28 protein-coding genes are annotated in these 25,898 nt (G+C 64.2%); 22 read left to right on the top strand and 6 right to left on the bottom strand.

All coding sequences use genetic code 11. The features are described 5' to 3' along the window. Positions 1–2: 2 nt before the first annotated feature. The 18 genes from ACYQ2U_RS01740 to ACYQ2U_RS01655 all read left to right on the top strand — a co-directional run bounded on the left by ACYQ2U_RS01740 (position 3) and on the right by ACYQ2U_RS01655 (position 16,009). Entirely contained in the window at positions 3–1,196 is a 1,194-nt protein-coding gene (locus ACYQ2U_RS01740) for a glycosyltransferase family 4 protein (protein ID WP_459948608.1), read from the top strand. Between the two features lie 64 nt (positions 1,197–1,260). Beyond that, a complete protein-coding gene (gene ubiD / locus ACYQ2U_RS01735; protein WP_459948607.1) occupies positions 1,261–2,754 on the top strand; it encodes a 4-hydroxy-3-polyprenylbenzoate decarboxylase in 1,494 nt (497 codons plus the stop codon). 153 nt (positions 2,755–2,907) lie between these two features. Then, positions 2,908–3,882, top strand: a complete 975-nt coding sequence (locus ACYQ2U_RS01730) for a helix-turn-helix transcriptional regulator (RefSeq protein ID WP_459948606.1) — start codon at positions 2,908–2,910, stop codon at positions 3,880–3,882. A 140-nt stretch (positions 3,883–4,022) separates the two neighbouring features. Then, positions 4,023–4,379, top strand: coding sequence for an ArsR/SmtB family transcription factor (locus ACYQ2U_RS01725; protein ID WP_459948605.1), 357 nt, complete (start codon positions 4,023–4,025; stop codon positions 4,377–4,379). 13 nt (positions 4,380–4,392) lie between these two features. Next, the gene (locus ACYQ2U_RS01720; RefSeq protein ID WP_459948604.1) at positions 4,393–4,902 is read left to right on the top strand and encodes an arsenate reductase ArsC; all 510 of its coding nucleotides are present in this window, start codon (positions 4,393–4,395) and stop codon (positions 4,900–4,902) included. A gap of 33 nt (positions 4,903–4,935) precedes the next feature. Beyond that, positions 4,936–5,349: an arsenate reductase ArsC gene (locus tag ACYQ2U_RS01715; RefSeq protein WP_459948603.1), complete on the top strand. Its 414-nt coding sequence runs from the start codon at positions 4,936–4,938 to the stop codon at positions 5,347–5,349. A gap of 44 nt (positions 5,350–5,393) precedes the next feature. Continuing rightward, a complete protein-coding gene (gene arsB / locus ACYQ2U_RS01710; RefSeq protein WP_459949230.1) occupies positions 5,394–6,419 on the top strand; it encodes an ACR3 family arsenite efflux transporter in 1,026 nt (341 codons plus the stop codon). A 12-nt stretch (positions 6,420–6,431) separates the two neighbouring features. Next, positions 6,432–6,797, top strand: coding sequence for an arsenite efflux transporter metallochaperone ArsD (gene arsD / locus ACYQ2U_RS01705; RefSeq protein ID WP_459948602.1), 366 nt, complete (start codon positions 6,432–6,434; stop codon positions 6,795–6,797). Between the two features lie 9 nt (positions 6,798–6,806). Continuing rightward, a complete protein-coding gene (gene arsA, locus ACYQ2U_RS01700) occupies positions 6,807–8,558 on the top strand; it encodes an arsenical pump-driving ATPase (protein WP_459948601.1) in 1,752 nt (583 codons plus the stop codon). Between the two features lie 99 nt (positions 8,559–8,657). Then, entirely contained in the window at positions 8,658–10,310 is a 1,653-nt protein-coding gene (locus tag ACYQ2U_RS01695) for a sigma-54 interaction domain-containing protein (protein WP_459948600.1), read from the top strand. A 150-nt stretch (positions 10,311–10,460) separates the two neighbouring features. Next, positions 10,461–11,630, top strand: a complete 1,170-nt coding sequence (locus tag ACYQ2U_RS01690) for an acyl-CoA dehydrogenase family protein (protein ID WP_459948599.1) — start codon at positions 10,461–10,463, stop codon at positions 11,628–11,630. A 24-nt stretch (positions 11,631–11,654) separates the two neighbouring features. After that, positions 11,655–11,837: a rubredoxin gene (locus tag ACYQ2U_RS01685; RefSeq protein WP_459948598.1), complete on the top strand. Its 183-nt coding sequence runs from the start codon at positions 11,655–11,657 to the stop codon at positions 11,835–11,837. 78 nt (positions 11,838–11,915) lie between these two features. Further along, the gene (locus ACYQ2U_RS01680) at positions 11,916–12,455 is read left to right on the top strand and encodes an OsmC family protein (protein ID WP_459948597.1); all 540 of its coding nucleotides are present in this window, start codon (positions 11,916–11,918) and stop codon (positions 12,453–12,455) included. Between the two features lie 4 nt (positions 12,456–12,459). After that, positions 12,460–12,804 carry a carboxymuconolactone decarboxylase family protein gene (locus ACYQ2U_RS01675; RefSeq protein ID WP_459948596.1) on the top strand — a complete coding sequence of 115 codons (345 nt, stop codon included), beginning with the start codon at positions 12,460–12,462 and terminating at the stop codon, positions 12,802–12,804. A 102-nt stretch (positions 12,805–12,906) separates the two neighbouring features. Beyond that, positions 12,907–14,076 (top strand): FAD-dependent oxidoreductase, encoded by a 1,170-nt coding sequence (locus tag ACYQ2U_RS01670; protein WP_459948595.1) that lies wholly within the window; start codon positions 12,907–12,909, stop codon positions 14,074–14,076. Positions 14,077–14,130: 54 nt separating this feature from the next. Continuing rightward, positions 14,131–14,619 (top strand): GNAT family N-acetyltransferase, encoded by a 489-nt coding sequence (locus ACYQ2U_RS01665; protein WP_459948594.1) that lies wholly within the window; start codon positions 14,131–14,133, stop codon positions 14,617–14,619. A gap of 95 nt (positions 14,620–14,714) precedes the next feature. Then, positions 14,715–15,428 carry a DNA/RNA nuclease SfsA gene (sfsA, locus tag ACYQ2U_RS01660; RefSeq protein WP_459948593.1) on the top strand — a complete coding sequence of 238 codons (714 nt, stop codon included), beginning with the start codon at positions 14,715–14,717 and terminating at the stop codon, positions 15,426–15,428. Beyond that, entirely contained in the window at positions 15,428–16,009 is a 582-nt protein-coding gene (locus ACYQ2U_RS01655) for a M48 family metalloprotease (protein WP_459948592.1), read from the top strand. The genes sfsA and ACYQ2U_RS01655 overlap by 1 nt, the downstream gene beginning before the upstream one ends. Here the strand turns inward: ACYQ2U_RS01655 and ACYQ2U_RS01650 are convergent. Further along, positions 16,006–16,809 carry a UDP-2,3-diacylglucosamine diphosphatase gene (locus tag ACYQ2U_RS01650; RefSeq protein WP_459948591.1) on the bottom strand — a complete coding sequence of 268 codons (804 nt, stop codon included), beginning with the start codon at positions 16,807–16,809 and terminating at the stop codon, positions 16,006–16,008. The two genes, ACYQ2U_RS01655 and ACYQ2U_RS01650, sit on opposite strands and share 4 nt — an antisense overlap. A 357-nt stretch (positions 16,810–17,166) precedes the next feature. Then, positions 17,167–18,585 carry a D-alanyl-D-alanine carboxypeptidase/D-alanyl-D-alanine endopeptidase gene (dacB, locus tag ACYQ2U_RS01645; protein ID WP_459948590.1) on the bottom strand — a complete coding sequence of 473 codons (1,419 nt, stop codon included), beginning with the start codon at positions 18,583–18,585 and terminating at the stop codon, positions 17,167–17,169. A gap of 228 nt (positions 18,586–18,813) precedes the next feature. On the opposite strand from dacB, the gene ACYQ2U_RS01640 reads away from it, so the two are divergent. The 4 genes from ACYQ2U_RS01640 (at position 18,814) to ACYQ2U_RS01625 (ending at position 22,409) form a co-directional block, all read left to right on the top strand. Further along, positions 18,814–19,335: a DsrE family protein gene (locus ACYQ2U_RS01640; protein ID WP_459948589.1), complete on the top strand. Its 522-nt coding sequence runs from the start codon at positions 18,814–18,816 to the stop codon at positions 19,333–19,335. 236 nt (positions 19,336–19,571) lie between these two features. Continuing rightward, complete coding sequence (gene groES / locus ACYQ2U_RS01635) at positions 19,572–19,862, top strand: co-chaperone GroES (protein WP_459948588.1); 291 nt, start codon at positions 19,572–19,574, stop codon at positions 19,860–19,862. Positions 19,863–19,901: 39 nt separating this feature from the next. Beyond that, on the top strand, positions 19,902–21,545 hold the full coding sequence (groL, locus tag ACYQ2U_RS01630) for a chaperonin GroEL (RefSeq protein ID WP_459948587.1): 1,644 nt from the start codon (positions 19,902–19,904) through the stop codon (positions 21,543–21,545). Between the two features lie 261 nt (positions 21,546–21,806). After that, positions 21,807–22,409, top strand: coding sequence for a hypothetical protein (locus ACYQ2U_RS01625; protein WP_459948586.1), 603 nt, complete (start codon positions 21,807–21,809; stop codon positions 22,407–22,409). Here the strand turns inward: ACYQ2U_RS01625 and ACYQ2U_RS01620 are convergent. The 4 genes from ACYQ2U_RS01620 to ACYQ2U_RS01605 form a co-directional block, all read right to left on the bottom strand. Further along, the gene (locus ACYQ2U_RS01620) at positions 22,392–22,880 is read right to left on the bottom strand and encodes a disulfide bond formation protein B (RefSeq protein ID WP_459948585.1); all 489 of its coding nucleotides are present in this window, start codon (positions 22,878–22,880) and stop codon (positions 22,392–22,394) included. The genes ACYQ2U_RS01625 and ACYQ2U_RS01620 overlap by 18 nt on opposite strands. A gap of 70 nt (positions 22,881–22,950) precedes the next feature. Beyond that, entirely contained in the window at positions 22,951–24,240 is a 1,290-nt protein-coding gene (gene cysN, locus ACYQ2U_RS01615; protein ID WP_459948584.1) for a sulfate adenylyltransferase subunit CysN, read from the bottom strand. Further along, a complete protein-coding gene (gene cysD, locus ACYQ2U_RS01610; protein ID WP_459948583.1) occupies positions 24,240–25,154 on the bottom strand; it encodes a sulfate adenylyltransferase subunit CysD in 915 nt (304 codons plus the stop codon). Before cysD ends, cysN begins: the two co-directional genes overlap by 1 nt. 12 nt (positions 25,155–25,166) lie before the next feature. Next, positions 25,167–25,895 (bottom strand): phosphoadenylyl-sulfate reductase, encoded by a 729-nt coding sequence (locus ACYQ2U_RS01605; protein WP_459948582.1) that lies wholly within the window; start codon positions 25,893–25,895, stop codon positions 25,167–25,169. Positions 25,896–25,898 lie beyond the last annotated feature (3 nt).

Genomic DNA, 25,898 nt, shown 5'->3' with positions numbered 1-25,898 from the left:
TCATGCACGCCGAATTCCAGAACCTGATCGAATCCGCCCCCCGGGCCGCCCTGCGGGTGGCCCTGGTGACCGAAACCTTCGCGCCGGAAGTCAATGGCGTGGCCATGACCCTGGGTCGCATGGTGGACGGCCTGCGCCAGCGCGGCCACGCCGTGCAGTTGATCCGGCCGCGCCAGGGCAAGAGCGACGCGCCGCCACCCCAGCCGGGGCTGGAGCAGGTCGTGGTGCCGGGCCTGCCCATTCCCCGCTATCCGGGGCTGCGCTTCGGTCTGCCCAACGGTCGCGCCCTGCACCGCCTCTGGGCCGCCCAGCGACCCCACATCGTGCACGTGGCGACGGAAGGCCCCCTGGGCTGGGCAGCGCTGAATACCGCACGGCGACTGGGCATTCCCGTCAGCTCCACCTTCCACACCAACTTCGACGCCTACAGCCGCTACTACGGCATCGGCTGGCTGCGGGGCGGCATCATCCGCTACCTGCGCCATTTCCATAACAAGGCGGCCACCACCCTGGTGCCCACCCGCCGCCTGGCCGACACCCTCAACGAAAACGGCTTCCGCAACGTGGGGGTGCTCTCCCGCGGTGTGGATACCAAGCTGTTCACCCCTCAACGCCGTTCCGCCGCCCTGCGTGCCCGCTGGGGCCTGAAGGACGACGACCTGGTGGTGGCCTACGTCGGCCGCATCGCTCCGGAAAAGAACCTGGGGCTGGCCATTCACGCCTTTGATGCCATCCGCCACAAAGTGCCCAACGCCCGCCTGCTCTTCGTCGGCGATGGACCGGCCGCCGCCGACCTGCGCCGGCGCAGCGACAGCCAGTCGCCCTACCTGTTCGTCGGCATGCGCCATGGCGAGGACCTGGCCGAGCACTACGCCTCGGCGGACCTGTTCCTCTTCCCCAGCATGACGGAAACCTTCGGCAACGTGACGACCGAGGCCATGGCCAGCGGCCTGGCGGTGGTGGCCTTCGACTACGGCGCGGCGGGGGAATTGATCCGCGACCGGGTGAATGGCCGCCTGGTGCCCAACGGCGCCAGCGCCTCCTTCGTCGAAGCGGCGGTGGAGGTGGCCAGCAACGACGAATTGCGCCAACGCCTGCGCCACCAGGCCGCCCCGTCCGTGGCCCACCTGGACTGGGAAAACATCCACAACAGTTTCGAGGCCGCACTGACCCGCCACATCCCTCAGCAGGCCTAGTCTGTCCGGCCCGACAACGGGGCTTCGTATAATCGGGCCAGATCAACAGCCCGGTTTCCCCCCCATGGCCTACCGCGACCTGCGCGACTTCATTGCCCAGCTGGAACAGCGGGGCGAACTCAAACGCATCACCGTGCCGGTGGACACCCACCTGGAAATGACCGAAATTGCCGACCGGGTGCTGCGCGCCGGTGGCCCGGCCCTGCTGTTTGAAAATCCCGTCACCCAGGGCGTGCCCCAGGCCATGCCGGTGCTGGCCAACCTGTTCGGCACGCCGGAACGGGTGGCCTTCGGCATGGGCGTGCCCATCGCCGAACAGGCCGATTGGCAAGGCGCCCTGCGCGAAGTGGGCCGCACCCTGTCGGCCCTCAAGGAGCCGGAACCGCCCAAGGGCCTGCGCGACGCCTGGGACAAGCTGCCCCTGCTCAAGCAAGTGCTCAACATGGCCCCCAAGGTGCTGTCCTCCGCCCCCTGCCAGGAAGTGGTGTGGCAAGGCGAAGAGGTGGACCTGGCCCGCCTGCCCATTCAGCACTGCTGGCCCGGCGACGTGGCCCCCCTGATCACCTGGGGCCTCACCGTCACCCGCGGCCCGCACAAGGCGCGACAGAACCTGGGCATCTACCGCCAGCAAGTCATCGGCAAAAACAAAGTCATCATGCGCTGGCTGGCCCATCGCGGCGGTGCCCTGGACTACCGCGACCATTGCCAGCACCATCCCGACCAGCCCTACCCCGTGGCGGTGGTCTTGGGCTGCGACCCGGCCACCATCCTCGGCGCGGTGACGCCGGTGCCCGACACCCTGTCCGAATACCAGTTCGCCGGCCTGCTGCGGGGCGGCAAGACCGAGTTGGTCAAATGCCTGGGCAACAGCCTGCAAGTGCCCGCCTCGGCGGAGATCGTGTTGGAGGGCGTGATCCATCCCGGCGAGACCGCCCTCGAAGGCCCCTACGGCGATCACACCGGCTACTACAACGAGCAGGCAGAGTTTCCCGTGTTCACCGTCGAGCGCATCACCATGCGCAAGAACCCCATCTACCACAGCACCTACACCGGCAAGCCGCCGGACGAACCCGCCATGCTGGGCGTGGCACTGAACGAAGTGTTCGTGCCCCTGCTGCAAAAACAGTTCCCCGAGATCACCGACTTCTACCTGCCACCGGAGGGCTGTTCCTACCGCCTGGCCGTGGTCAGCATCAAGAAGCAGTACCCCGGCCACGCCAAGCGAGTCATGTTCGGCATCTGGAGTTTCCTGCGCCAGTTCATGTACACCAAGTTCATCATCGTGGTGGACGAGGACGTGGACATTCGCAGCTGGCAGGAGGTCATCTGGGCCATCACCACGCGCATGGACGCCAGCCGCGACACCCTGTTGGCGGACAACACGCCCATCGACTACCTGGACTTCGCTTCGCCGGTGGCCGGTCTTGGCAGCAAGATGGGCCTCGACGCCACCAACAAGTGGCCCGGCGAAACCACGCGGGAATGGGGCCGGCCCATCGTCATGGATGAGGCGGTGAAGCTGAAGGTGGACGCACTCTGGGCGACCCTCGGCCTGTAAGGAGATGGCAGCCACACCCCAACCCGTTCGTATTGAGCGTAGCGCAGCGGAGTCGAAATACGGGAATACCCATCCATCCCGCGCCCTTCGACTCCGTGGGTTGCACTACGCTCAGGACGAGCGGTAGCGACTTTAGCGATCCTCAATCCCGTCATGAACCAGACCGAGCGCTTCTACAAGATCGACCAGCTCATCACCGAGCGCAAGGTGGTGAGCTTCCAGGCCCTGCTGGAAGAACTGGAAATCTCCCGCGCCACCCTGCGTCGGGATCTGGAGTTCATGCGCAGTCGGCTCAACGCGCCCATCGTCTACGACCGGGATGCCAACGGCTACCGTTTCGACGGCGGGCCGCAGCTCGGCGACAAGTACGAACTGCCGGGGCTGTGGTTCTCCCCGGCGGAAATCCACGCCCTGCTGACCATGCAGCACCTGCTGGCGGGGCTGGATTCCGGCGGCATCCTGACGCCCCACATCCAGCCCCTGATGGCCCGGCTCAACGCCCTGCTAGGCACGGCGGACAACAGTGCGGAGGAGGTGAAGCGGCGCGTTTCGGTGCTGGCGATGGGTCGCCGCCAGGTGTCCCTGGATTGCTTCGAGCGGGTAGGCTCGGCCCTGATCGGCCGCAAGCGGCTCAGGATCGCCTATCTGTCCAAGGGCAAGGGCGAACAGACCGAGCGGGAAGTCTCGCCCCAGCGCCTGGTGCACTACCGGGAGAACTGGTATCTGGACGCCTGGTGCCACCTGCGCAACGAACTGCGCAGCTTCGCCCTGGATTCCATCCAGTCCTCCGCAGTGCTGGAAAAGCCCGCCAAGGAAATGTCGGCCCGCAGCCTGGACGAGGTGCTCGGCCCCGGCTACGGCATTTTCAGCGGCAAGAAAGTGCAATGGGCGACCCTGGCCTTCTCGCCGGCACGGGCGCGCTGGGTGGCCAAGGAACAATGGCACCCGCGCCAGAAGAGCCGCTTCGACGCCGATGGCCGCTACCGGCTGGAAGTGCCCTACGCCGACCACCGGGAACTGATGATGGACATCCTCAAGTACGGCGCCGACGTGGAAGTACTGTCGCCCCCCGAACTACGGCGACAGGTGCGGCAGGCCCTGGCCGCCGCGGCCTCGCTATACGACTAAGGATGGGCCGAATAGCTCTGTCCGCGTAGCGTCGGTCGGAAGTCCGCCGACCGCCCCTCGCGTCCCCTCCTCGCGCCATTGCCCACCAGGGCGCTAAAGAAAATCCGGCAACATTTCCATAGTTTGATAATATTCAAATCATGGAAACGTTAACCGCCGCCGAAATCTTCGCCGCCCTGGGCCACGAAACCCGTCTCGCCATCTTCCGCCTCTTGGTGGAAGCGGGCCCGGAGGGCATGAACGCCAGCGCCATCAGCGACCAGCTCGCCATGGTGCCCGCCACCCTGTCCTTCCATCTGGCCCACCTGAGTCGGGTCGGCCTCATCGCCGGCACGCGCGACAGTCGCTTCATCCGCTACGCCGCCAACTACGGAACGATGGACGACCTGATCGCTTTCCTCACCGACAACTGCTGCAACGGCCAAGCCTGCCTGCCGAAAACCGGCGCTGCCAGCAGCGTGACCAAACGGCGAGCCCGGACCAAATCTGCCTGCTGAAAGGAGTCACATCGTGACTGATCGCGTATTCAACGTTTTGTTTCTTTGTACCGGCAACTCCGCCCGCAGCATCATGGCGGAGTCCATCCTCAACCATCTCGGTCGAGGCCGTTTCCGGGCATACAGCGCGGGCAGCCATCCCGCCGGCAAGGTCAATCCCTGGGTACTGGCCCTTCTTGCCAGCCAGGGCTTGCCGACGGAAAACCTCAGTAGCAAGAGTTGGAACGCTTTCGCCGTGCCTCAAGCCCCGCGCATGGATTTTGTTTTTACCGTCTGCGACAACGCCGCCGGAGAGGTCTGCCCGGTTTGGCCAGGTCAGCCCATGACGGCCCACTGGGGCATTGAGGATCCTGCCGCCGTGGAAGGCAGCGACGAAGACAAGCGGGAGGCCGTGTCCACGGCCTTCCACCTGCTCAACCGCCGAATATCCCTGTTCACCCACCTTCCGTTTGCCAAGCTTGATGCCATGTCCCTCAAGAAGGAACTGGACGGCATCGGTCGGCTGCGGGAACAAAGCGAGTAAGTCCCGATCACTCTTCATCCGTCACGCCCCACCATGACCACAGCCAAGACCGTCCTGGTGCTTTGCACCGGAAACTCCTGCCGCTCCCAGATGGGAGAGGCCATCCTCAATCACGACCTGGCCGGTCTGGTGCGGGGGATTTCCGCCGGTACCCAGCCCCAACCCAAGGTGGCCGATGGCGCCATCGAGGCCTTGAGACTTGCCGGCCTGCCGACCGAGGGCCTGTATCCCAAAACGGTTGAGGAGGTGATGGACCAGGAAATCGACCTGGTGGTCAGCGTCTGTGACAACGCCAAGGAAACCTGCCCCATCTTCCCCCGTCCGGCAAAGCGGATTCACGTGGGCTTCCATGATCCCCATGGCGAACCCCTGGAGAGCTTCATCCAGGTACGGGACGACATTCGGGCGCGCCTGATTCCCGCCGTGCGGGAGGCTCTGTCCCTATGAGCGCCCAATGCGAAGTCGCCGTGAAGGCCGGTAGCGGAATCCCCATGAGCCGCTTTGAACGCTGGCTGACCCTCTGGGTGTTCCTCTGCATCGTGGCCGGCATCCTGCTCGGGCAGCTTGCCCCGAGCGTCTTCCAGACCATCGGCCAGATGGAAGTCGCCCAGGTCAATCTGCCGGTGGGGCTGCTGATCTGGGTCATGATCATCCCCATGTTGGTCAAGGTGGACTTCGGTGCTCTCCACGAGGTGCGTCAACACGTCAAAGGCATCGGCGTCACCCTGTTCGTCAATTGGCTGGTCAAACCTTTCTCCATGGCCTTCCTGGGCTGGCTGTTCATCCGCCATCTGTTTGCCCCCATGCTGCCGGCCGACCAGTTGGACAGCTACATCGCCGGGCTGATTCTGTTGGCCGCCGCGCCTTGCACGGCCATGGTCTTCGTCTGGAGCCGGCTGTCCAATGGTGACCCGCTGTTCACCCTTTCCCAAGTGGCCTTGAACGATTCCATCATGGTGGTGGCCTTCGCACCGTTGGTGGGCCTATTGCTGGGAATTTCCGCCATTAGCGTGCCCTGGGCCACCCTGTTCACCTCGGTGGTGCTCTACATCGTGATCCCGGTGATTCTGGCCCAGTGGCTGCGTAGGTCCTTGTTGTCCAAGGGGCAGGCTGCCTTCGATGCCGCCATGGAGAAAATCGGCCCCTGGTCCATCACGGCGCTGCTGGCCACATTGATCCTGCTGTTCGCCTTCCAGGGCGAGGCCATCATCCAACAGCCGCTGGTGATCGCCTTGCTCGCGGTGCCCATCCTGATCCAGGTCTTGCTGAACTCAGCCCTGGCCTACTGGCTGAATCGCGCCGTCGGCGAAAAGCACAACATCGCTTGCCCCTCGGCTCTGATCGGCGCCTCCAACTTCTTTGAGTTGGCCGTCGCCGCCGCCATCAGCCTGTTCGGTTTCCAGTCCGGGGCCGCCCTGGCCACCGTGGTCGGTGTTCTCATTGAAGTGCCGGTCATGTTGTTGGTGGTTAAGATCGTCAATGCTTCCAAGGGCTGGTACGAAGCCCCAAACGCGTAAAAGGAGATTGCCATGAAAAAACTCGAGGTCTTTGATCCCGCCATGTGTTGCTCCACCGGCGTTTGCGGCGTCGATGTGGATCCCGTCTTGGCCCAGTTCGCCGCCGACCTCAAATGGGTGGAGGAACACGGTGTTGCCGTTGAGCGCCACAACCTGGGCCAGGAACCCCAGGCCTTCGCCGCCAATCCGGCTGTCGTGAAGGAAATGGAGGCGGGCATCGACCGTCTGCCCATCCTCGTGGTGGACGGTCACATCATCGCCACCGGCATGTATCCCTCGCGGGTTCAGTTGGCCCAGAAGCTGGGCATCACCCTGACCACGGCAGAAAAGCCCCATATCAAGGCGGGTAGCTGCGGCTGCAAACCCGGAACCTGCTAAGGAGTCATCATGCCCTTGCCCCAGGTGAATACCCGCTTCCTGTTCTTTACCGGCAAGGGCGGAGTCGGCAAGACCTCCCTTTCCTGCGCCACGGGTCTGGCCCTGGCCGATGCCGGCAAAAAGGTCCTGATCGTCAGCACCGATCCAGCGTCCAACCTTGACGAGGTGCTGGGCGTTTCCCTGGGTCAGGCACCAACCGCCATTCCCGGAGCGCCGGGATTGTTTGCCCTCAACATCGACCCGGAGGCGGCGGCCCATGCCTATCGGGAGCGCATGGTGTCCCCTTACCGGGGCGTACTACCGACGGCCGCAATCCAGAGCATGGAGGAACAATTCTCCGGGGCCTGCACCGTGGAGATCGCCGCCTTTGACGAATTCTCCAAATTGCTGGGCGATCCGACGGCCACGGCGGACTTCGATCACGTGATCTTCGACACCGCGCCCACCGGACATACCCTGAGGCTGCTGACCCTGCCGTCGGCCTGGGACGAATTCATTGCCACTTCCACCGGCGGCGCCTCCTGCCTGGGCCCACTGGCTGGCCTGGAAAAACAGAAAGCCCTCTACGCCGCCACCGTGGCCCGCTTGTCCAATGCCCAGGAAACCACGGTGATTCTGGTGAGCCGTCCGGACACCGCCTCGCTGCGGGAGGCGGCTCGCACCCACGGAGAACTGGCGGACCTGGGCATCGAGAACATGCACTTGGCGGTCAATGGCGTGTTCAGCACGGACCGGCAGGATGATGCCGTGGCCATGGCCATGAGCCAACGATCGGTGCAGGCCTTGGCGCAGATGCCGACCACCCTGGCGGGACTGCCCAGCACAACCATTCCCTTCCTGCCCCGGGGCACCGTCGGGCTGGAATCCCTGCGCCTGATGGTTTATCCCGAGATAGCCGTGGCGCCGCCCGCAACAGCGCATCCGTCGGCCATTGATTTACCAGCGGGACTCAAGCCCCTGATCGAAGAGATCGCCCAAGCTGGCCACGGGGTGGTCATGACCATGGGCAAGGGCGGCGTCGGCAAAACCACGGTAGCGGCAGCCATCGCCCTGGCCCTGGCGCAAAAAGGCGGCCAGGTGACCTTGTCCACCACCGACCCGGCGGCCCACGTGGCGTCGACAGTGGATGGCGCCATTCCCAACCTGTCGGTCACCCGCATTGATCCGGAGGCCGAGGTTGCCCAATACACCCAGGAAGTGCTCGACAAGGCGGGCAAGCATCTCGATGCCGCAGGCAAGGCCATGCTCGAAGAAGACTTGCGGTCTCCCTGCACGGAGGAAATCGCCGTCTTCCGCGCCTTTGCCCGTACCGTGGACCAGGGCAAGGACGGCTTCGTGGTCCTGGACACGGCCCCGACCGGCCACACCATCCTGCTGTTGGACGCCGCCGAGGCCTACCACCGGGAAGTAATGCGAACCCAGGGGGATATGCCGGAGTCCGTGCGTGAATTGCTGCCGCGCCTGCGGGACAAGGACTTCACCCACGTGCTGATTGTCACCCTGCCCGAGGCAACGCCGGTCCATGAAGCCGAGCGGCTCCAGGGCGATTTGGCCCGGGCCGGAATCACGCCCTTTGCCTGGGTGATCAACCAGTCGCTGCTGGCGAGCGGCACCCGGGACCCACTCCTGAGCCAACGCGGTACCTATGAAGTACCGTTCATTGAAAGGGTTTCCCGCGACTTGGCGAAGCGATGCGGCCTGATTCCCTGGCTGGCGAACGCCCCGGTCGGCAGGCAAGGCTTGGCGGCCCTGGTCGATTGAGGTTGGGCATGGCGGCACCGCCATGCCATCGTCCTGCGCCGCCGCGACGCGGCGAAACGTGGCAACCTATAGGCTTGGATTTTGATACCCGCTCAAGCCGTGAACGACACCAACCCCATCCTTTTACCGCCGGAAGAAAAAGAAAACCTCGGTGACCAGGAGCAGCTCCTGCTGCGCGAGAGCATCCGCCTTCTGGGACGAGGCCTGGAACCGGACCCGGCGATCCGCGAGATGCTGCACCTGCTGTCGGAACTGCTGGGCCTCAATCGGGGCCGGGTGGTTCAGCACGACGGCAAGCAACTGGCTATCCGCTACGCCTACGGCCTCAGCCGGGAGGAAATCGAGCGCGGCCGCTATGCCCTGGGCGAGGGGGTCACCGGTCGCGTCATGCAGACCGGCGAAACCCTGATCGTGCAGGACATCGACGACGAGCCGGCCTATCTGGCCCGGGCGGTGCGCCGGGAAACCCTGCCCAAGGAAACGGTGTCCTTCATCGCCCTGCCCATCCTGGTGGATCGCCAGGTCACCGCCGTGCTCGGCGTCCATCGCCTGCGTTCGCGCCAGCGTTCCCTCGGCGCCGATTTGCAAATCCTGCGCACGGTGGCCGAACTGATCGGCCAGATCTTCAAGCTCAACCAGTTGCTGGAGGAACGCACCGCCCGGCTCAAGGCGGAAAATCTCAGCCTGCGCGCGGCCCTGGGACAGCAGACCCAGGCCAAATCCACCTGGGGCATCGTCGGCGAATCGCCGCAATTGCTCTCGGCCCTGGGCCAACTGACCCAGGTCGCCGCCAGCGACGCCACGGTGTTGCTGCTCGGCGAATCCGGCACCGGCAAGGAACTCTTCGCCCGCGCCCTGCACTTGCAGAGCGACCGCCGCGAGGCGCCCTTCGTCAAGGTCAATTGCGCGGCGATTCCCGACACCCTGTTCGAGTCGGAGCTGTTCGGCCACGAGAAGGGCGCCTTCACCAATGCCCACCAACAGCGCATCGGCCGTTTCGAACAGGCCAACGGCGGCACCCTGTTCCTCGACGAGATCGGCGACCTGCCCTTACCGGTGCAGGTCAAGCTGCTGCGGGTGTTGCAGGAAAAAGTGGTGGAGCGGCTCGGCGGCCGCAAGGAGATTCCGGTGGACGTGCGCATCGTCGCTGCCACCCACCAGGACATGATGGGCCTGGTGCGCCACGGTCAGTTCCGCCTCGACCTCTACTACCGGCTCAACGTCATTCCCATCCGCCTGCCTGCCCTGCGCGAGCGCCCCGGCGACATCAAGCTGCTGGTGCGGCACTTCCTCTCCCAACTGAACCAGCGCCACCAACGCAACGTGCTGATCGAACCGGCCGCCCTGTCCAGCCTGGTCTCCTATCCCTGGCCCGGCAACATCCGCCAGCTCTACAACGTGCTGGAACGCATCGTCCTCTTGTCCCGGGACGATGCGGTGGACGAGACCGCCGTGGACTACGCCCTGGTCACCGAGGCCCAGGGCCAGGTACTCGAAGCACCGTCAGCGACGCGGGGGCTCGGCGAATTCCGCAGCGGCGTCGGCAGCGGCCAACCCACGCCGCCCTCGGTGGTGCGCGGCTACCAGAACGTCGGCCAGGAGGAAAAAGCGACCATCGCCGCCGCCCTGGCTGCCCACGGCGGCAACAAGTCCCGCACGGCCAAGGCCCTCAACCTGACCCTGCGCCAGCTCAGCTACCGCCTGGAACGCCTGGGCATCGAGACGCCGAAAAAACCCACCGGCAAAGTGTAGACAAATTGTTCACACTATGGATTCGTAGCGTAGCGCGCAAATCCATAACCCACTGATCTACAAAGATAGATATCCCTGGCACGGCGGTTGCCATGGAGAAGGCAAGTCCTAACCCACCGGGTCACCAACCCGACCAGAGAGGAAGCCTTCATGAACGCCGTCCAACCCGCTTTTGCCGCCGCCCCCGCCGACGAGCTTGCCGCCGACCTTTCCCTGGTACGCGCCGTCATCGCCACCGAGCTCCTGCCCAAGATCCTGGACGTGGACCTCAAGGCCGAATATCCCGAACATTTCATGAAGGCCCTGGGTCGGGCCGGCGGCTTCCGCGGCGCCGTGTCTTCTGAGTACGGCGGCAACGGCCTCGGCATGAAGCACGTGGTGCAGGTGATGGAGGAGGTTTCCAAATCCTGCCTGTCCAGCGGCTTCCTGGTCTGGTGCCAAACCGCCTGCGCCCGCTACATCGAACAATCCGACAACACCTGGGCCAAGGAGCACTTCCTGCCCCGCATCGTCTCCGGCGAGATTCTGGCGGGCACCGGCCTTTCCAACACCGTCAAATCCTGCGACACCATTGAGGACTTCCGTCTCTCCGCCAAGCGCGTCGACGGCGGCTACATCATCAACGGCGTGCTGCCCTGGGTGTCCAACCTGGGTCCCGACCACTACTTCGCCACCGGCTGCCCGGTGGAAGGCCACGAGGCTGGCGACGACGGCCTGGTCTTCGTCCTGGTCGATTGCGGCCAGCCCGGTTTCAAGCTGGTGGACTGCGCCCACTTCGTCGCCCTCGACGGCACCCGCACCCTGGCCTGCCATTTCAAGGAAACCTTCATCCCCGACAACCGCGTGCTGTCCCATCCCGGCCAGTCCGCCGCCTACGTCAAGCGCATCAAGCCCGGCATGATCCTGGCCCAGATGGGCATGGGCCTGGGACTGATCGACGCCTGTTGCGATCTGATGCATCAGGCCAATCGCAGCCTGTCCCACGTCAATCAGTACCTGGACGACCAGGTGGGCGACATCGAGGCTGCCCTGTCCGGCGCCCGCGACGCCACCTACGCCATGGCCGACCAGCTCGGCGCCCCCGTGCCCGCCGGCTTCCCCCTGGAAGTGCTGAAGCTGCGCCTGGCCGGCGGCGAACTCTCGGTCAAGGCAGCCAACGCCGCCATGCTGCACCAGGGCGCGAAGGGCTACCTGGTACGCAATCCGGCCCAGCGCCGACTGCGGGAAGCCTATTTCATCGCCATCGTCACGCCGGCCACCAAGCATCTGCGGCGCGAAATCGCCCGCATCGAAAGCGGCCAGGGCTGCGGTTGCGTCTGAACCCGTCATCATCAAGGAACCGTCATGAGCGACACCATTGAAACCACCCAGTGGATCTGCAAGGTCTGCAACTGGATTTACGACGAGACCCTGGGCGACCCGGAGCACGGCATCGCGCCGGGCACCGCCTTCGCCGACATTCCCGACGACTGGTACTGCCCCGAGTGCGGCGTGACCAAGGTCGACTTCGAACCCCTGCTGTTCTGAGACGGCCTCATCCGCCGACGATCCCAACCACAACGATCCACCGTTTCCTTCACCCCCATCCCCCACAGGAGTCATTCCATGTCCACCGAAACCGTCAAAACCTATCTGCGTCCCATCGACCGCGATGGCCTGTTGAAATTCGCCGCCTCCGGCAAGGAAAACCCCGAGCGGCGCGGTACCAACAAGGTCCACACCGTGATGCAGGGCCAGTTCCGTTCCTGGAGCTTCGTTGGCATCCACAACCCGGTCGTGGTGGATGAGCCGCTGCACCTGTTCGGCGAGAACACCGCCCCCGCACCGGGCGAGATCGTGCTGTCCGCCCTGGGCGGCTGCCTGGGTGTGGGCATCACCGCCATCGCCACCTATCGCCAGGTGAAGCTGTCCCGCCTGGAAATCTTCCTTGAGGCGGACATCGGCAACACCGCAGCCTGGGGCGCCGGCGGCGCCGATCGCCAACCCGCCGACATGGGCTTCAAGGAGATCCGCGTCAAGGTGCTGATCGAGGGCGACGCCGCCAAGGCCGAGCTGGACGACATCGTGCAGAAGGCCAATTACTTCTCCCCCGTGGCCAACACCATGCGCAACCCCATCCCCTTCACCATCGCCACGGTGGACTGAGACCATGAGCAAGTCCTTCGCCGTCATCACCGCCGACGTGTCCAAGGCGCTGGGCAAACTGCGCAGCGCCATCCCGGACACCATGAAGGGCTTCGCCGCCCTGTCCCAGGGCGCCCTGGCCGAGGGCTCGCTTTCGGTGTTGCAAAAGGAACTGATCGCCCTCGCCATCGGCGTGGCCTCGCGCTGCGACGCCTGCATCGGTTTCCACGTCAAGGCGCTGATCAAGCTCGGCGTCAGCGAGGAGCAGTTGATGGAAACCCTGGGCATCGCCGTCTACATGGGCGGCGGTCCGACCCTGATGTATGCGGCCGAGGCGGTGCGGGCCTACGAGGAATTCCGCCCCGCCTGAAACCGGCGCCTTGCTCTGCCCCCGCGCCGGCGCATCCCCTCGGGGCGCCGGCGCATTTTTTTGACGTCATGGCGAAATGCCGTGCTTCCGTCTGGAGAAGTCATGACCCAGCCTCAGGACACCGTGATCGTCGGCAGCGGTTTCGCCGGCATCACCCTCGCCCGGGAACTGCGTAAGCTCGACCCCGCGCGCCCCATCCGCCTGATCAGCGCCGACGACGGCGCCTTCTATTCCAAGCCCAGTCTCTCCAACGCCCTAGCGGCCGGCAAGGAGGCCGCCAACCTGGCCCTGTCCAGCGCCGAAAAATTGGCCAATGATCTGCGCCTCGACTTCATGACCCATGTCCGCGCCGAGACAATCGACGCGACTGGCCACCGGCTGCATACGTCCCAGGGCGAGTTGTCCTACGCCCATCTGGTCCTGGCCGTCGGCGCCGAGCCGCTGCGGCTGCCCCTGCAAGGTGATGGCGCCGGCGATGTGGTCAGCGTGAATAGCCTCGTCGACTATGCCGAGTTCCGGCGTCGGCTCAAACCCCAGGCCCGGGTGGCCATCATCGGTGCCGGTCTGATCGGCTGCGAGTTTGCCAACGATCTGTGCGCCAGCGGCCATGAAGCCCATCTGTTCGACCTGGCCGACCAGATGCTGCCGCAACTGCTACCCACTTTTGCCGCCCATGAGCTGCAAGCGAAATTGGCAGCGGCCGGGGTGGTGTTCCATCCCCGCAGCCGGCTGATGACCGTGGTGAAAACCGGGCCGTGCTATCGGCTGCAAGGGGAAGGCGTGGATGCCGAGCCCTACGACCTGGTGCTCTCGGCGGCGGGCCTGCGTCCGCGCCTGGCCCTGGCCCAAAGCGGCGGCATCGCCGTTGCCACGGGCATCGTCACCGACCGCTGGTTGCGCACGTCGGCTGCCGACGTCTACGCCCTGGGCGATTGCGTGGAAATGGCGGGCCAGGTCCTGCCCTACATCCAACCCATCCTGCTTGGTGCCAAGGCCCTGGCCCAGACCCTGACCGGCACCCCGACGCCGGTCAGCTATCCGGCCATGCCCGTGGTGGTAAAGACCCCGGCCTGTCCCGTCGCCCTTTGCCCGCCCCCCGGCGACCGGGCCGGGCACTGGGAACAGACCCCGGTGGATGGCGGTCTGCGCGCCCTCTATCGGGATGCCGTGAGTGCCGAGCCTTGCGGCTTCATCCTGATGGGCGAAGCGGCGAAGGAACGCGCCGCCCTCGCCAGCCGCATGCCGCCGCTGCTGGCACCGATGGCTGCCTGACGAAAGGCCGTGCCAGAATGCGGGCTTCCCGCCATCCCCTTCATTGCTTGCACCATGACCCTCGCCCTCCAGCCCCTGGACCTGAACCGTCCCGACCACGCCACCGCCTTCATCTCCCTGCTCGACCACTACGCCCACGACCCCATGGGCGGCGGTACCGGGCTGAGTGCCGAGGTCAAGGCGGTATTGCCGCAGCGGCTCAAGGCCGTGCCCCATTTCTACGGCGCGCTGGCCTTCATGGACGACAAGGCGGTGGGTTTGATCAACTGCTTTTTCGGTTTTTCCACCTTCGTCGGCGCGCCCTTGCTCAATGTGCACGACATCGTGGTCCATGCCGACCAGCGCGGCACCGGCGTCGGCCAGGCACTGCTGGCCCACGCCGAACAGGTGGCGAGGGAAAGGGGCTGCTGCAAGCTGACCCTGGAGGTGCTCTCCAACAACCACCGGGCAATGAAGGCCTACGAGCGGGCCGGCTTCGCCCCCTACGTACTCGACCCGAAGGCTGGTCAGGCGTTGTTCCTGCAGAAGAAGCTGACGGACTGAAATCGCCGCGCCCCATCACGGGCGACGGGGAATGACGTTGCTCGAAGCGACGGACGAATGCACTACACTCCGGCCTTTCTCCCGCTCCATCTACCATGCAACTCCCCACCCTCGTCCCCGGCCGCCTCATCGTCCGTCGCAATCGTTTCGTTGCCGAGGTGATGCTGGACGACGGCTGCGCCGTCGAGGCCCACTGCCCCAACACGGGTTCCATGATGGGTTGCAAGGCCCCGGGTAGCCGGGTCTGGTTGTCGCCGGCCGAGAATCCAGAACGCAAGCTGCAATGGACCTGGGAGCTGGTCGCCGCCGAGGATTCGCCGCAGACCCTGGTGGGGCTGCACACGGGGCGCAGCAACCACCTGGTGCGGGAACTGGTCGCCGCGGGCGGTGTACCCGAATTGGGGAATTACCCCCGCATTCGCAGCGAGGTACGTTACGGCGAGGAGAACAGCCGCATCGACTTGTTGTTGGAGGACGACACGCGGCCGCCTTGTTATCTGGAGGTGAAGAACGTGACGGCGGCGGTCGCCGACGGCATCGGTTTCTTCCCCGATGCGGTGACGACACGGGGAGCCAAGCACCTGCGGGAACTGATGGCCGTGGTGCGTGGCGGCGCCCGCGGCGTGATCTTTTTTTGCGTGCAACGCAGCGACGTCAAGGAAGTCCGCCCCGCCGACCATATCGATCCGGCCTATGGTCGCGCCCTGCGCGAAGCCCTGGCGGCGGGCGTCGAAGCCCTGGCCTGGGGCGCCGAAGTGAGCCCCGAGGCCATCCGCCTGGCGCGGCCCTTGCCCGTGGTGCTACCGTGATGGCGTCATGGCCCAGACCGGGCCGGCATTGGCTCGTCGCCCTGCTGCTGCCCTTGCTGGCGGCCTGTGCCGGCGCGCCCGCATCGCCGCAGCGAGCGGATTGTCAGAAACGATTGGAGGGCATCGCGCAATCGTTGCTGCCCAGCTTCGCTAGCCTGGGCTATCGGCCCACGGCGTATATCGTGATGGACGATACCCTGGCCAACGGCCGGGGCTTCCCGGCGGCACCGGAGGTGTTCGGCGACTCCTTGCCCGGCGGGCGGATCCGCTTGCGTTCCAGTCTCTGCGCCAACGATGCCTTCGCCACCATCGTGGTGGCCCACGAAATGGCCCACCTGGCGCTCAACCACCACGGCACGCCCGGCACCGGCGTCAGCCTGGCCTGGGAGACGCCCCAGAACGAGCTGGCCGCCGATGACCTGGCCCGCAAGGTGTTGCAGGCGCAAGGCGCGCCCAAGCCCTGGATCGATTATCTGGCCTGCCGCCTGGGACAGTGCGAGCGGGGGCCATGGAAGAACAAGCCTGTCGGTAGTGAGCCGGCCAACAACGGACCGGCGGCGGAGCAACGGCTTTTTAACTAGGCGGCAACCGCGTTCTGGGATTTTTCGCGGGGTGCCAGCACCAGGGGCACGGCCACGCCTCCCTGCTCCACCAGTTCCAGGCGGCCGTCCATGTGCTCGACGATGGCGGTACAGCTATCCACCCAGTCGCCGCAGTTCACATAGGTGATGCCGTTGATCTCCCGCAGGGTGGCGTTATGGATGTGGCCGCAGACGACGCCATCCATGCCCCGCTCCTTGGCGGCGTGGATCACCGAGTCCTCGAAATCGAAAATGAAACTGACCGCCGTCTTCACCTTACGCTTGGCGTAGCCCGCCAGGGACCAGTAACCGGGCCGGCCGAGCTTGCGCCGACACCAGGACAGCCAGCTATTGGCGCGCACCAGCCAGTTGTAGGCCATGTCGCCCAGAATGGCGACCCACTTGTGGTAGCGCGTCACCTGGTCGAACTCGTCGCCGTGCACCAACAGGAAGCGGCGACCGTCGGCGAGGGTATGCACGTATTCGTTCACCACCTGGATGTCGCCGAAAGCGGTGCGGTCGTATTCCCGCAGGGCCTCGTCGTGGTTGCCCGGGATCAGGAACACCTTCTCGCCGTGACGGGCCCGGCGCAGTACTTTTTGTACGACCGTGTTCTGGGCCGGACTCCAATGGATGCCCCGGCTCATGGACCAGAAGTCGATGATGTCGCCCACCAGGAAGACGTATTCGGCTTCGTGGTCCCGCAGGAAATCCAGCAAGCGTTCCGCTTGGCAGCCCCGGGTACCCAGGTGGATGTCGGAAAGGAAAATGGAACGGACCCGTTTGACGTCTTGGCTCAAGAATGCCCCCGGCGATTCGGCAGCCGGATGCAGGCGTCGGGCAAAGACCGCGGCGATACCCACCGGCTGGTGCCCGAGGCTAACGGTGGGATGTTTCGCCCGTATGACACGCCGCAACTGAGCCGTTTCCAGGGGATCGCGGCGGCGAACGATGGGTTTTCCACGACGCCCCTGGACCTTCCGCGATGCTTTGCTATAGTGGCCTAAGCACCTTCAGGGACGCCTCGTCATGGCCGTAGCCAGATCGGTTCCTTCCACCGTAGCAACCGTTCCTACCGACGCAGCCTCTCCGGCTGTACCCGACCGGCCGACGAAGCCCTGAAGCGTGCTCGCCCTCCGCCCCCTGGTTCTAGCGCCTCAGCGCCTGCCCTCGTAAGCCCATTGCAGCAGGGCATCCTGCGCCCCCTGGGCCAGGGCGGCGTTGGCGTGGTTGACCAAAAACACCACCAGCACCATCTTGCCGTTCCGGTCTTGGACGTAGCCGGCGATGGTCTTTACGCCGTCCAGGGTGCCGGTCTTGATATGGGCCCGCCCCGCCACGCCCTCGTTGCCCAGGCGTTTTTTCATTGTGCCGTCCACTGCCGTGAGGGGCAGGGATGCCATGAATTCCGGCATCAACGGGCTGTCCCAGGCGGCCAGAAGCAAGCGGGCCAGGCTGGCCGGTGCGATGCGTTCCTTGCGCGACAGGCCAGAGCCGTTCTCCAGCACCAACTCGGGGAAGACCAGCCCCCGCTCCGTGAGCCAACGACCCACCGCCTTGCCCGCCATGTCGGCGCTGGCGCCCGGTTGCGGGGCGAGACTGAGGAACAATTGGCGCGCCATCACGTTATTGCTGTATTTGTTGATGTCGCGCACCACCTCCGCCACGGTGGGCGACTCGGACTCCGCCAACACGCGGGCATCGTCTGGCACCGCCCCGTCCCGGACATCCCCCAGCAGTTCGCCGCCCATCTCCCGCCACAGCAGGCGGAACAGGCCGACGATGTATTGGTCGTGGGGCAGTACGCTCAAATTCCACACCCGTTCGCCGCAACTGACGGAATAGCTCCCCGTCAGCACTAGACGGAAACGGTTGCCGTGGCGACTCAGGTCGGTGCGCAGGGCTTCCTTCCAATCGCCGCAGCCGTTGTTGCCGAGCTTGATCAAATTGACGATATCCAGATTGTCCGGCAACAACTCAGGCGTGACGGCGAGGGCTTTCTGCGCGGGATCGGGTCTCAAGCCCAGGCGCAGGACCTTGAAATTCAACAACAGGGGATCGGGCCCAACGTTGTAGGGACGCATGGGCTGGTCGTCGAAACTGCCGCCGTCCTCGGTGTTGGCAAAGGCGCGCCGGTCCAGCACCAGATCACCCTTGATCTCCCGCAAGCCCCTGGCGCGCAATTGGCGCAGCAGCAACCAGAACCGTTCCCCTGTCAGCTTGGGGTCGCCGCTGCCGCGCAAATACAGGTCTCCGACGAGCACACCGTCCACGATGGGAGCCGTCGCCAGTACCTGGGTTTTCCAAGTAGCGGCCGGCCCCAGTGTCTCCAAGGCGGCGAAGGTGGTCACCAGTTTCATCACCGAGGCCGGATTCATCGCCTGCTGGGCGTTGTGGCTCAGGCGGGGCGAGGTCGCGCCCACTTCCTGCACCACCACGCCGACGGCACCCTGGGGGATATTGGCAGCGGCCAAGGCCTTGCTGACCGTCGGCGGCAAGGACGCCGGCCCCTGCCCCCAGGCCGGGGAAATCAGCCCCAGCATTCCCAGGGCCAGCAAAAATAGGCTTGTCGGCATCAAACGATGGCGTCCGCCGCGTCGAGGAGAAGGAATGGCATGCATCGGCGCAGCATATTCCGCCAACGCCGAGACAAAAAGCCGAAAGACGCCCGGTTAACCCGCCCCCCTCCGGCGACCCACGACGCCGATGCTTCGGGCTACACTGCCCTGGGCCTGGACCATGGCATTCCGGCAATCAGCGAGACCGCCCCGCCCACTATAAAAACGCCCAATGAGGAGACCATCATGCGCAATTGGCTTTTTTGCCTGTTTTTTGTCGTCGGCACTGCCCTGGCCGGACCGGATGACCCGTCCAAGTTCGACGGCACTCCCCTCGGGCCGCAAAAGGCGGTCTATCAGTTCAACTTTGAAAATCCAGAAGACCTGCTTCAGGGCCTGGGCTACATCAACAATCACTTGCAGGGCCTCAAGGACTACGGCGACCTTGCCCACTCCCACATCGTCATCGTCGCCCACGGCAATGAGCTCCACATGCTGTCCCGCCTCAACCGGGCGGCCTACCCCGACATTTACGACCGCCTGAAAAAGCTCACCGACCAGGGGGTATCCCTGCGCATCTGCCGCAATGCCGCCCAGTTCCGGGGGTATAAACCCGAGGACTTCTACGACCTGGCCACGGTGGTCCCGGCCGCCATGACCGAACTGGCCAAATGGCAGCACAAGGGCTACGCCTACATTTCCGGCAACGTCATCAAGCGGACGAAACGTAGCGAATTCAAGGACAAGCATCCCGAAATCATGGACTGAGGTGCCGCCCCTCGGCCCCTGCCTACCACCGCCGGCGCCCTGCCGGCGGAATTTTTCCTGGTTTCCATTCGCCGCCCCCTTGAAAAGGGGACATGCCGCCCCTATTATTAGCACTCGAAAGCATTGAGTGCTAACAGCCTGCTCGGCAAAATCCGGCACCCATGCTCATCTGACTGATTTTTAACAACTTTGCAGCATTGCTGCACCACTCAGTCCTCACTATAAGGAGATAGACCATGAAAATTCGTCCCTTGCACGACCGCGTGATCGTCAAGCGTCTGGAAGAAGAGCGCACGACGGCCTCCGGCATCGTCATTCCCGGCTCTGCCGCCGAAAAGCCCGACCAAGGCGAAGTGATCGCCGTGGGCGCCGGCAAGATCCTGGAAGACGGCAAGGTCCGCCCCATGGCCGTCAAGGCCGGCGACCGCGTGCTGTTCGGCAAGTACTCCGGCCAGACCGTGAAGGTTGATGGCGAAGAACTGCTGGTCATGCGCGAAGAAGACATCATGGGCGTCGTTGAAGCCTAATTCCACGCCAATCACATCAAGATCCAAGGAGAAACAACAATGGCTGCTAAAGAAGTCAAGTTCGGCGATTCCGCTCGCCAACGCATGGTTGAAGGCATCAACATCCTGGCCGACGCCGTCAAGGTGACCCTGGGCCCCAAGGGCCGTAACGTGGTGCTGGAGCGTTCCTTCGGCGCCCCCACCGTGACCAAGGACGGTGTGTCCGTGGCCAAGGAAATCGAACTGAAGGACAAGTTCGCCAACATGGGCGCCCAAATGGTCAAGGAAGTCGCTTCCAAGACCTCCGACGTGGCTGGTGACGGCACCACCACCGCCACCGTGCTGGCCCAAGCCATCGTCCGCGAAGGCATGAAGTACGTTGCCGCCGGCATGAACCCCATGGACCTGAAGCGCGGTATCGACAAGGCCGTGGCTGCCACCATCGACGAGCTGAAGAAGCTGTCCAAACCCTGTACCACTACCCAAGAGATCGCCCAAGTGGGTTCCATCTCCGCCAACTCCGACGCTGACATCGGCAAGATCATCGCCGACGCCATGGAAAAGGTCGGCAAGGAAGGCGTTATCACTGTTGAAGACGGCAAGTCCCTGAACAACGAGCTGGAAGTGGTGGAAGGTATGCAGTTCGACCGCGGCTACCTGTCCCCCTACTTCATCAACAACCCCGACAAGCAGATCGCCGTGCTGGACAGCCCCTTCGTGCTGCTGTTCGACAAGAAGATCTCCAACATCCGCGACCTGCTGCCCGTGCTGGAACAAGTCGCCAAGGCCGGTCGTCCCCTGTTGATCATCGCTGAAGACGTGGACGGCGAAGCCCTGGCCACCCTGGTGGTGAACAACATCCGCGGCATCCTGAAGACCGTGGCCGTCAAGGCTCCCGGCTTCGGCGACCGTCGCAAGGCCATGCTGGAAGACATCGCCATCCTGACCGGCGGCACCGTGATCGCTGAAGAAGTCGGCCTGTCCCTGGAAAAGGCCACCCTGCAAGACCTGGGTCAAGCCAAGCGCGTGGAAATCGGCAAGGAAAACACCACCATCATCGACGGCGCCGGTACTGAAGACGCCATCAAGGCTCGCGTTGCCCAAATCCGCGTTGCCATCGAAGAAGCCACTTCCGACTACGACCGCGAAAAGCTGCAAGAGCGCGTCGCCAAGCTGGCTGGCGGTGTAGCCCTGATCAAGGTTGGCGCTGCCACCGAAGTCGAAATGAAGGAAAAGAAGGCCCGCGTGGAAGACGCCCTGCACGCTACCCGTGCTGCGGTTGAAGAAGGCATCGTCCCCGGCGGCGGCGTTTCCCTGGTGCGCGCCCGTGCTGGCGTGTCCGTCAAGGGCGACAACGCTGACCAAGACGCCGGCATCAAGATCGTGCTGCGCGCCCTGGAACAACCCATGCGCGAAATCGCCTCCAACGCCGGCGACGAGCCCAGCGTGGTGGTGAACAAGGTGCTGGAAGGCAAGGGTAACTTCGGTTACAACGCCGCTTCCGGCGAATACGGCGACATGGTGGCCATGGGTGTGCTGGATCCCACCAAGGTGGAACGCACTGCCCTGCAAAACGCTGCTTCCGTGGCCGGCCTGATGCTGACCACCGACTGCATGGTGGCCGAGCTGGCTGAAGACAAGCCCGCGATGCCCGACATGAGCGGCATGGGTGGTATGGGCGGTATGGGCGGCATGGGCATGTAATGTCCGTCCGCCGGACAGGGAGCTTGCTCCCTGTTCTGCCCCACAAAAGCGCTCCTTCGGGAGCGCTTTTTTTCTGTCCCACATTCTTGCGATGCCCGTGAAAACCACGATCAACGGGCGCAATCCCGGGTTTACATCCCCAGCGGGAATCCCCATACTCGCTAGCATTCGTGCATTGCAGCATCCCGATGGCAACGGGAATGCAATGGACAACGGGGCTCGCCGCTTCGTCCCGAAACCGCCAGCCCGCCAGGAGAAAATATGCGCACCGTCAGTTCGTCCCGCCGTTGGGGCAAGGTCAAGCGACGCAAGTCCCAACTCAAGCTCGAACAAAATAAAGCGCAGGCGGAAACCATCAGCAGTCCTGACAACGACCGGGATGAATTCCCCCGTCGGCGCCCGATGCCGCGTCGGGCGCCGCAGGGTTGGATGCAGCGCCATCCGGGACTGTTGCTATCGCTGGCAGCCTTGGCGGCCTTCACCGCCCTGGCCGCCATCATCTACGTCATTCCTAAGTCGACGCCGCATTACGAAACGGAAAAAAGAAAAGATCAGCCGACGCTCTCCGCCTTCGGTTCCGACAAGCAGGGAACCCGCGCCGCGCCGACCGACCAGAGTTTTCTCGATACCCACTACAACCAGGATAGCGTGCCCCATGGCGGTGGCGGCTATGCGGGCAACGGCAGCGGTGGCACCGGCAATACCAACAGCAGCGCGAGTGCCAAAGGGCCCAACGCCAGTTTTGGCGACGGTACGGTGACGCGCAAGGACGGTGACTGCCAGGTCAATGCCAGCGGCTCCAGCAATTTTGCCGGCGCCCTGGCGGACTGCGTCAAGGCTGGCGCCTCAACGGCGTCGAAATAACTGGAAGCCGGCAGCGAGGCCCAAAACGGAGAAAACGATCAGGGAGTAGTTGGCGATGCTCAGGCCGAACAAGGTGAACCCGGGATCGGAGCACATGCCGCTGGAAAGGAACAGGTCGGGCGCTTGCTCGCCGGCCCAATAGACGAAGTTCTCCCACCATGGGGTATTGGCGGTGCAGCTGGGGCCCTCCGGGTGCAACTGCAACCAGCTTTGATAGGCGGCGATATAAGCGCCCGTGCCAGCCGCCAGCACCAACAACGCCGAGGCGATGCGGGCACTCAAGGGCCGATGCGCCAGGGCCACCGCCGCCAGGCCGATGACACCGAAGGCCAGGTAGAGCATGCGTTGCAGAATGCACAGGGGGCAAGCCGCCAGATGCATGAGGTTGCCCAACAGCACGCCGCCGAAAAAACAGCCCAGCCCGGCAAGGGCCAGGAACGCGAACAGGGAGCGGGGTCGAAGCAGCATCATGAGCAATCCGAAAATGACGGGCAAGGCGCCGAAGTGACTGTGACCTTGCCCGTCGTATCGGGTTCCCGACTCAGGCGGCGTCGCCCAGAATCATCCCTGCCCCCACCGTGTTGTTGGTGGACTCGTCGATGACGATGAACGCACCGGTGCCGCGGTTGTCGGCATAGGCGTCGATCGCCAAGGGCTGGGCCAGCTTGAGGGTGACTTTGGCGATGTCGTTCATTTGCAGCTTGTCGGCGCTGACGTTTTCCAGGCTGTGAATGTCCAGCTTGTGGGCGATGCCCGCCAGTTTGGCTTGCGTGGTGCGGGTGGTGTGGCGCACCAGATAACGACGGCTGGGCTCCAGCGGCGTTTCCGACAGCCAGCAAAGCTGGGCCTCAATGGCCTTGGTCACGGCTGGCGCAGCATCGGCAGACTTGACGATCATGTCGCCCCGGGAAATGTCGATCTCGTCGGCCAGCAGCAGGGTGACGGATTGCTCGACGAAAGCGGAGCCGATGGACTGCCCAGCCAGTTGCACGTCCTTCACCGTGGTGGTGAGACCTGACGGCAGCACGGTAACAGCATCGCCGATGGCGATGGAACCGGCCTCAATGCGGCCCATGAAGCCGCGATAGTCGTGCAGTTCGGGATTGGCGGAATCCTGCGGACGGCAAACGTATTGCACGGGAAAACGGAAGGGCTCGTCGTGCTCGGAATGGGCACCGGGCGCGGCTTCGAGGATGTCGATCAAAGTGGGGCCTTGATACCAAGGCATGGCTTCGGAACGGTCCACCACGTTGTCGCCAGTCAATGCGGACAGGGGCAGGAACTTGAAATCCTTGATGCCCAGCTTGGCGGCGAACTCCCGGTAATCGGCTTCGATCTTGTCGAACACGGCCTGGTCGAAATCCACCAAGTCCATCTTATTCACCGCCACCAGAATGTGGGGAATGCCCATCAGGTGGGCGATATAGGAATGGCGCTTGGTCTGGGGCAGCACGCCGCGACGGGCATCGATCAGGATGATCGCCAGGTTGGCCGTAGAGGCCGCCGTCACCATGTTGCGGGTGTATTGCTCATGGCCCGGTGCGTCGGCCACGATGTACTTGCGGGTGCCGGTGGTGAAGTAGCGGTAGGCCACGTCGATGGTGATGCCCTGCTCCCGCTCGGCTTGCAGGCCGTCGGTGAGCAGGGACAAATCCACCGCTTCCATACCGCGCTTGGCGGAGGTCTTTTCGATGGCGTGCAGGGTGTCGGCCAGGATGGCCTTGGTGTCGAACAGTAGGCGACCGATCAGGGTGCTCTTGCCGTCGTCCACGCTGCCGCAGGTGAGGAAGCGCAGCAGGCCGTTGTCAGAAATATTGTCGCGGGCGCTCATCAGAAGTAGCCCTCCTTCTTGCGTTGTTCCATGGCGGCCTCGGAGGCCTGGTCGTCCAAACGGGTAGCGCCGCGTTCGGTGATGGTGGTGGTGGCAGTCTCTTCGATGATCTTGGCCACGGTGTCGGCATCGGATTCCACCGGCGCGGTACAGGTGATGTCGCCCACAGTGCGGAAACGCACCAGTACGTCCTCCACCACATCGCCGGGCTTGGCCGGGGTGATGTCGGTCACGGGCACGATGGAACCGCCCTTGCGCACCACGGGACGGGTGTGGGCAAAGTAGATGCTGGGCAGTTCCAGCCCTTCGCGCTCGATGTACTGCCACACGTCCAGCTCGGTCCAGTTGGAAATGGGGAAGGCGCGGATGTTCTCGCCCTTGTGGGCGCGGGCGTTGTACAGGCTCCAGAGTTCGGGGCGCTGGTTCTTCGGGTCCCAGCCGCCGAATTCGTCGCGGAAGGAGAAGATGCGTTCCTTGGCCCGGGCTTTTTCCTCGTCGCGACGGGCGCCACCGATACAGGCGTCGAATTCGAATTCGGCGATGGTTTCCAGCAGAGTGACAGACTGGTGCTTGTTGCGGGATTCGCCGGGGTGCTTGAGCACCACGGTGCCGCGCTTCATGGAGTCTTCCACGGAACGCACAATCAGACGCTCGCCCAGTTCGGCCGCCCGCTTGTCGCGGAAGGCGATCACTTCCGGGTAGTTGTGGCCGGTATCCACATGCACCAGGGGGAAGGGGAACTTGCCAGGACGGAAGGCCTTCTCTGCGATGCGCAGCATGCAGATGGAGTCCTTGCCGCCGGAGAAGAGCAGAGCCGGGTTGGAACACTGGCCCGCCACTTCACGCATGATGTGAATGGCTTCGGCTTCGAGCCAGTCGAGATGGCTCAGGGTCTTTTGTTTGGTCGTATTCATCGCGCTATTTTCTCAAACCTTGCTGACGTGCAGGCCACATTCCTTGCCTGCCGGTTCTTCCCACCACCAACGCCCGGCCCGCACATGCTCGCCGGGTTGGATCGCCCGGGTACAGGGGGCACAGCCGATGCTGGGGTAGCCCTTCTCGTGGAGCTTGCTGTAAGGCACGTCGTTGAGGCGGATAAAGGCCCAGACTTCGGCCTCGGTCCAGTCGGCCAGGGGGTTGAATTTCTCCAGGCCGTTACCTTGATCGAAGGCTTGCACCGGTAGTTCGGCGCGGGTTTCAGACTGTTCGGCGCGCATGCCGGTGATCCAGGCCTTCTTGCCTTTCAGGGCCCGTTGCAGGGGCTCCACCTTGCGGGCATGGCAACAGGCTTTGCGGTTCTCCACGGAATCGTAGAAACCGTTGATGCCGTGGGCCCTGGTGAAGGCTTCCACATTTTCGTGCGCCGGGTAATAGAAGGTGAGGATCAGGCCGTAGTGGCGCTTGAGGCGGCCCATCAGATCGTAGGTTTCCTGAGGCAGACGGCCCGTGTCCAAAGAGAAGATGTCGATGGGCAGTTTGTTACGGACGATCAAGTGCGTCAGCACCATGTCCTCGGCACCCAGGCTATTGGCCAGGCCGGCAGGGCTGTAGTCGGCGGCGATCTTTTGCAGCAGGGCCAGGGCAGCTTCGCTCTTGGCCTTGACGGAGGCCACCAGGGCGGCGTCGTTCAGGTCGGGGTTCATGTTGTCAGCCATGGT

It is taken from the genome of Denitratisoma sp. agr-D3, from assembly GCF_054658675.1.
Note: the sequence above shows the minus strand (reverse complement) of the source record. Positions and strands in the feature narration are given on the sequence as shown.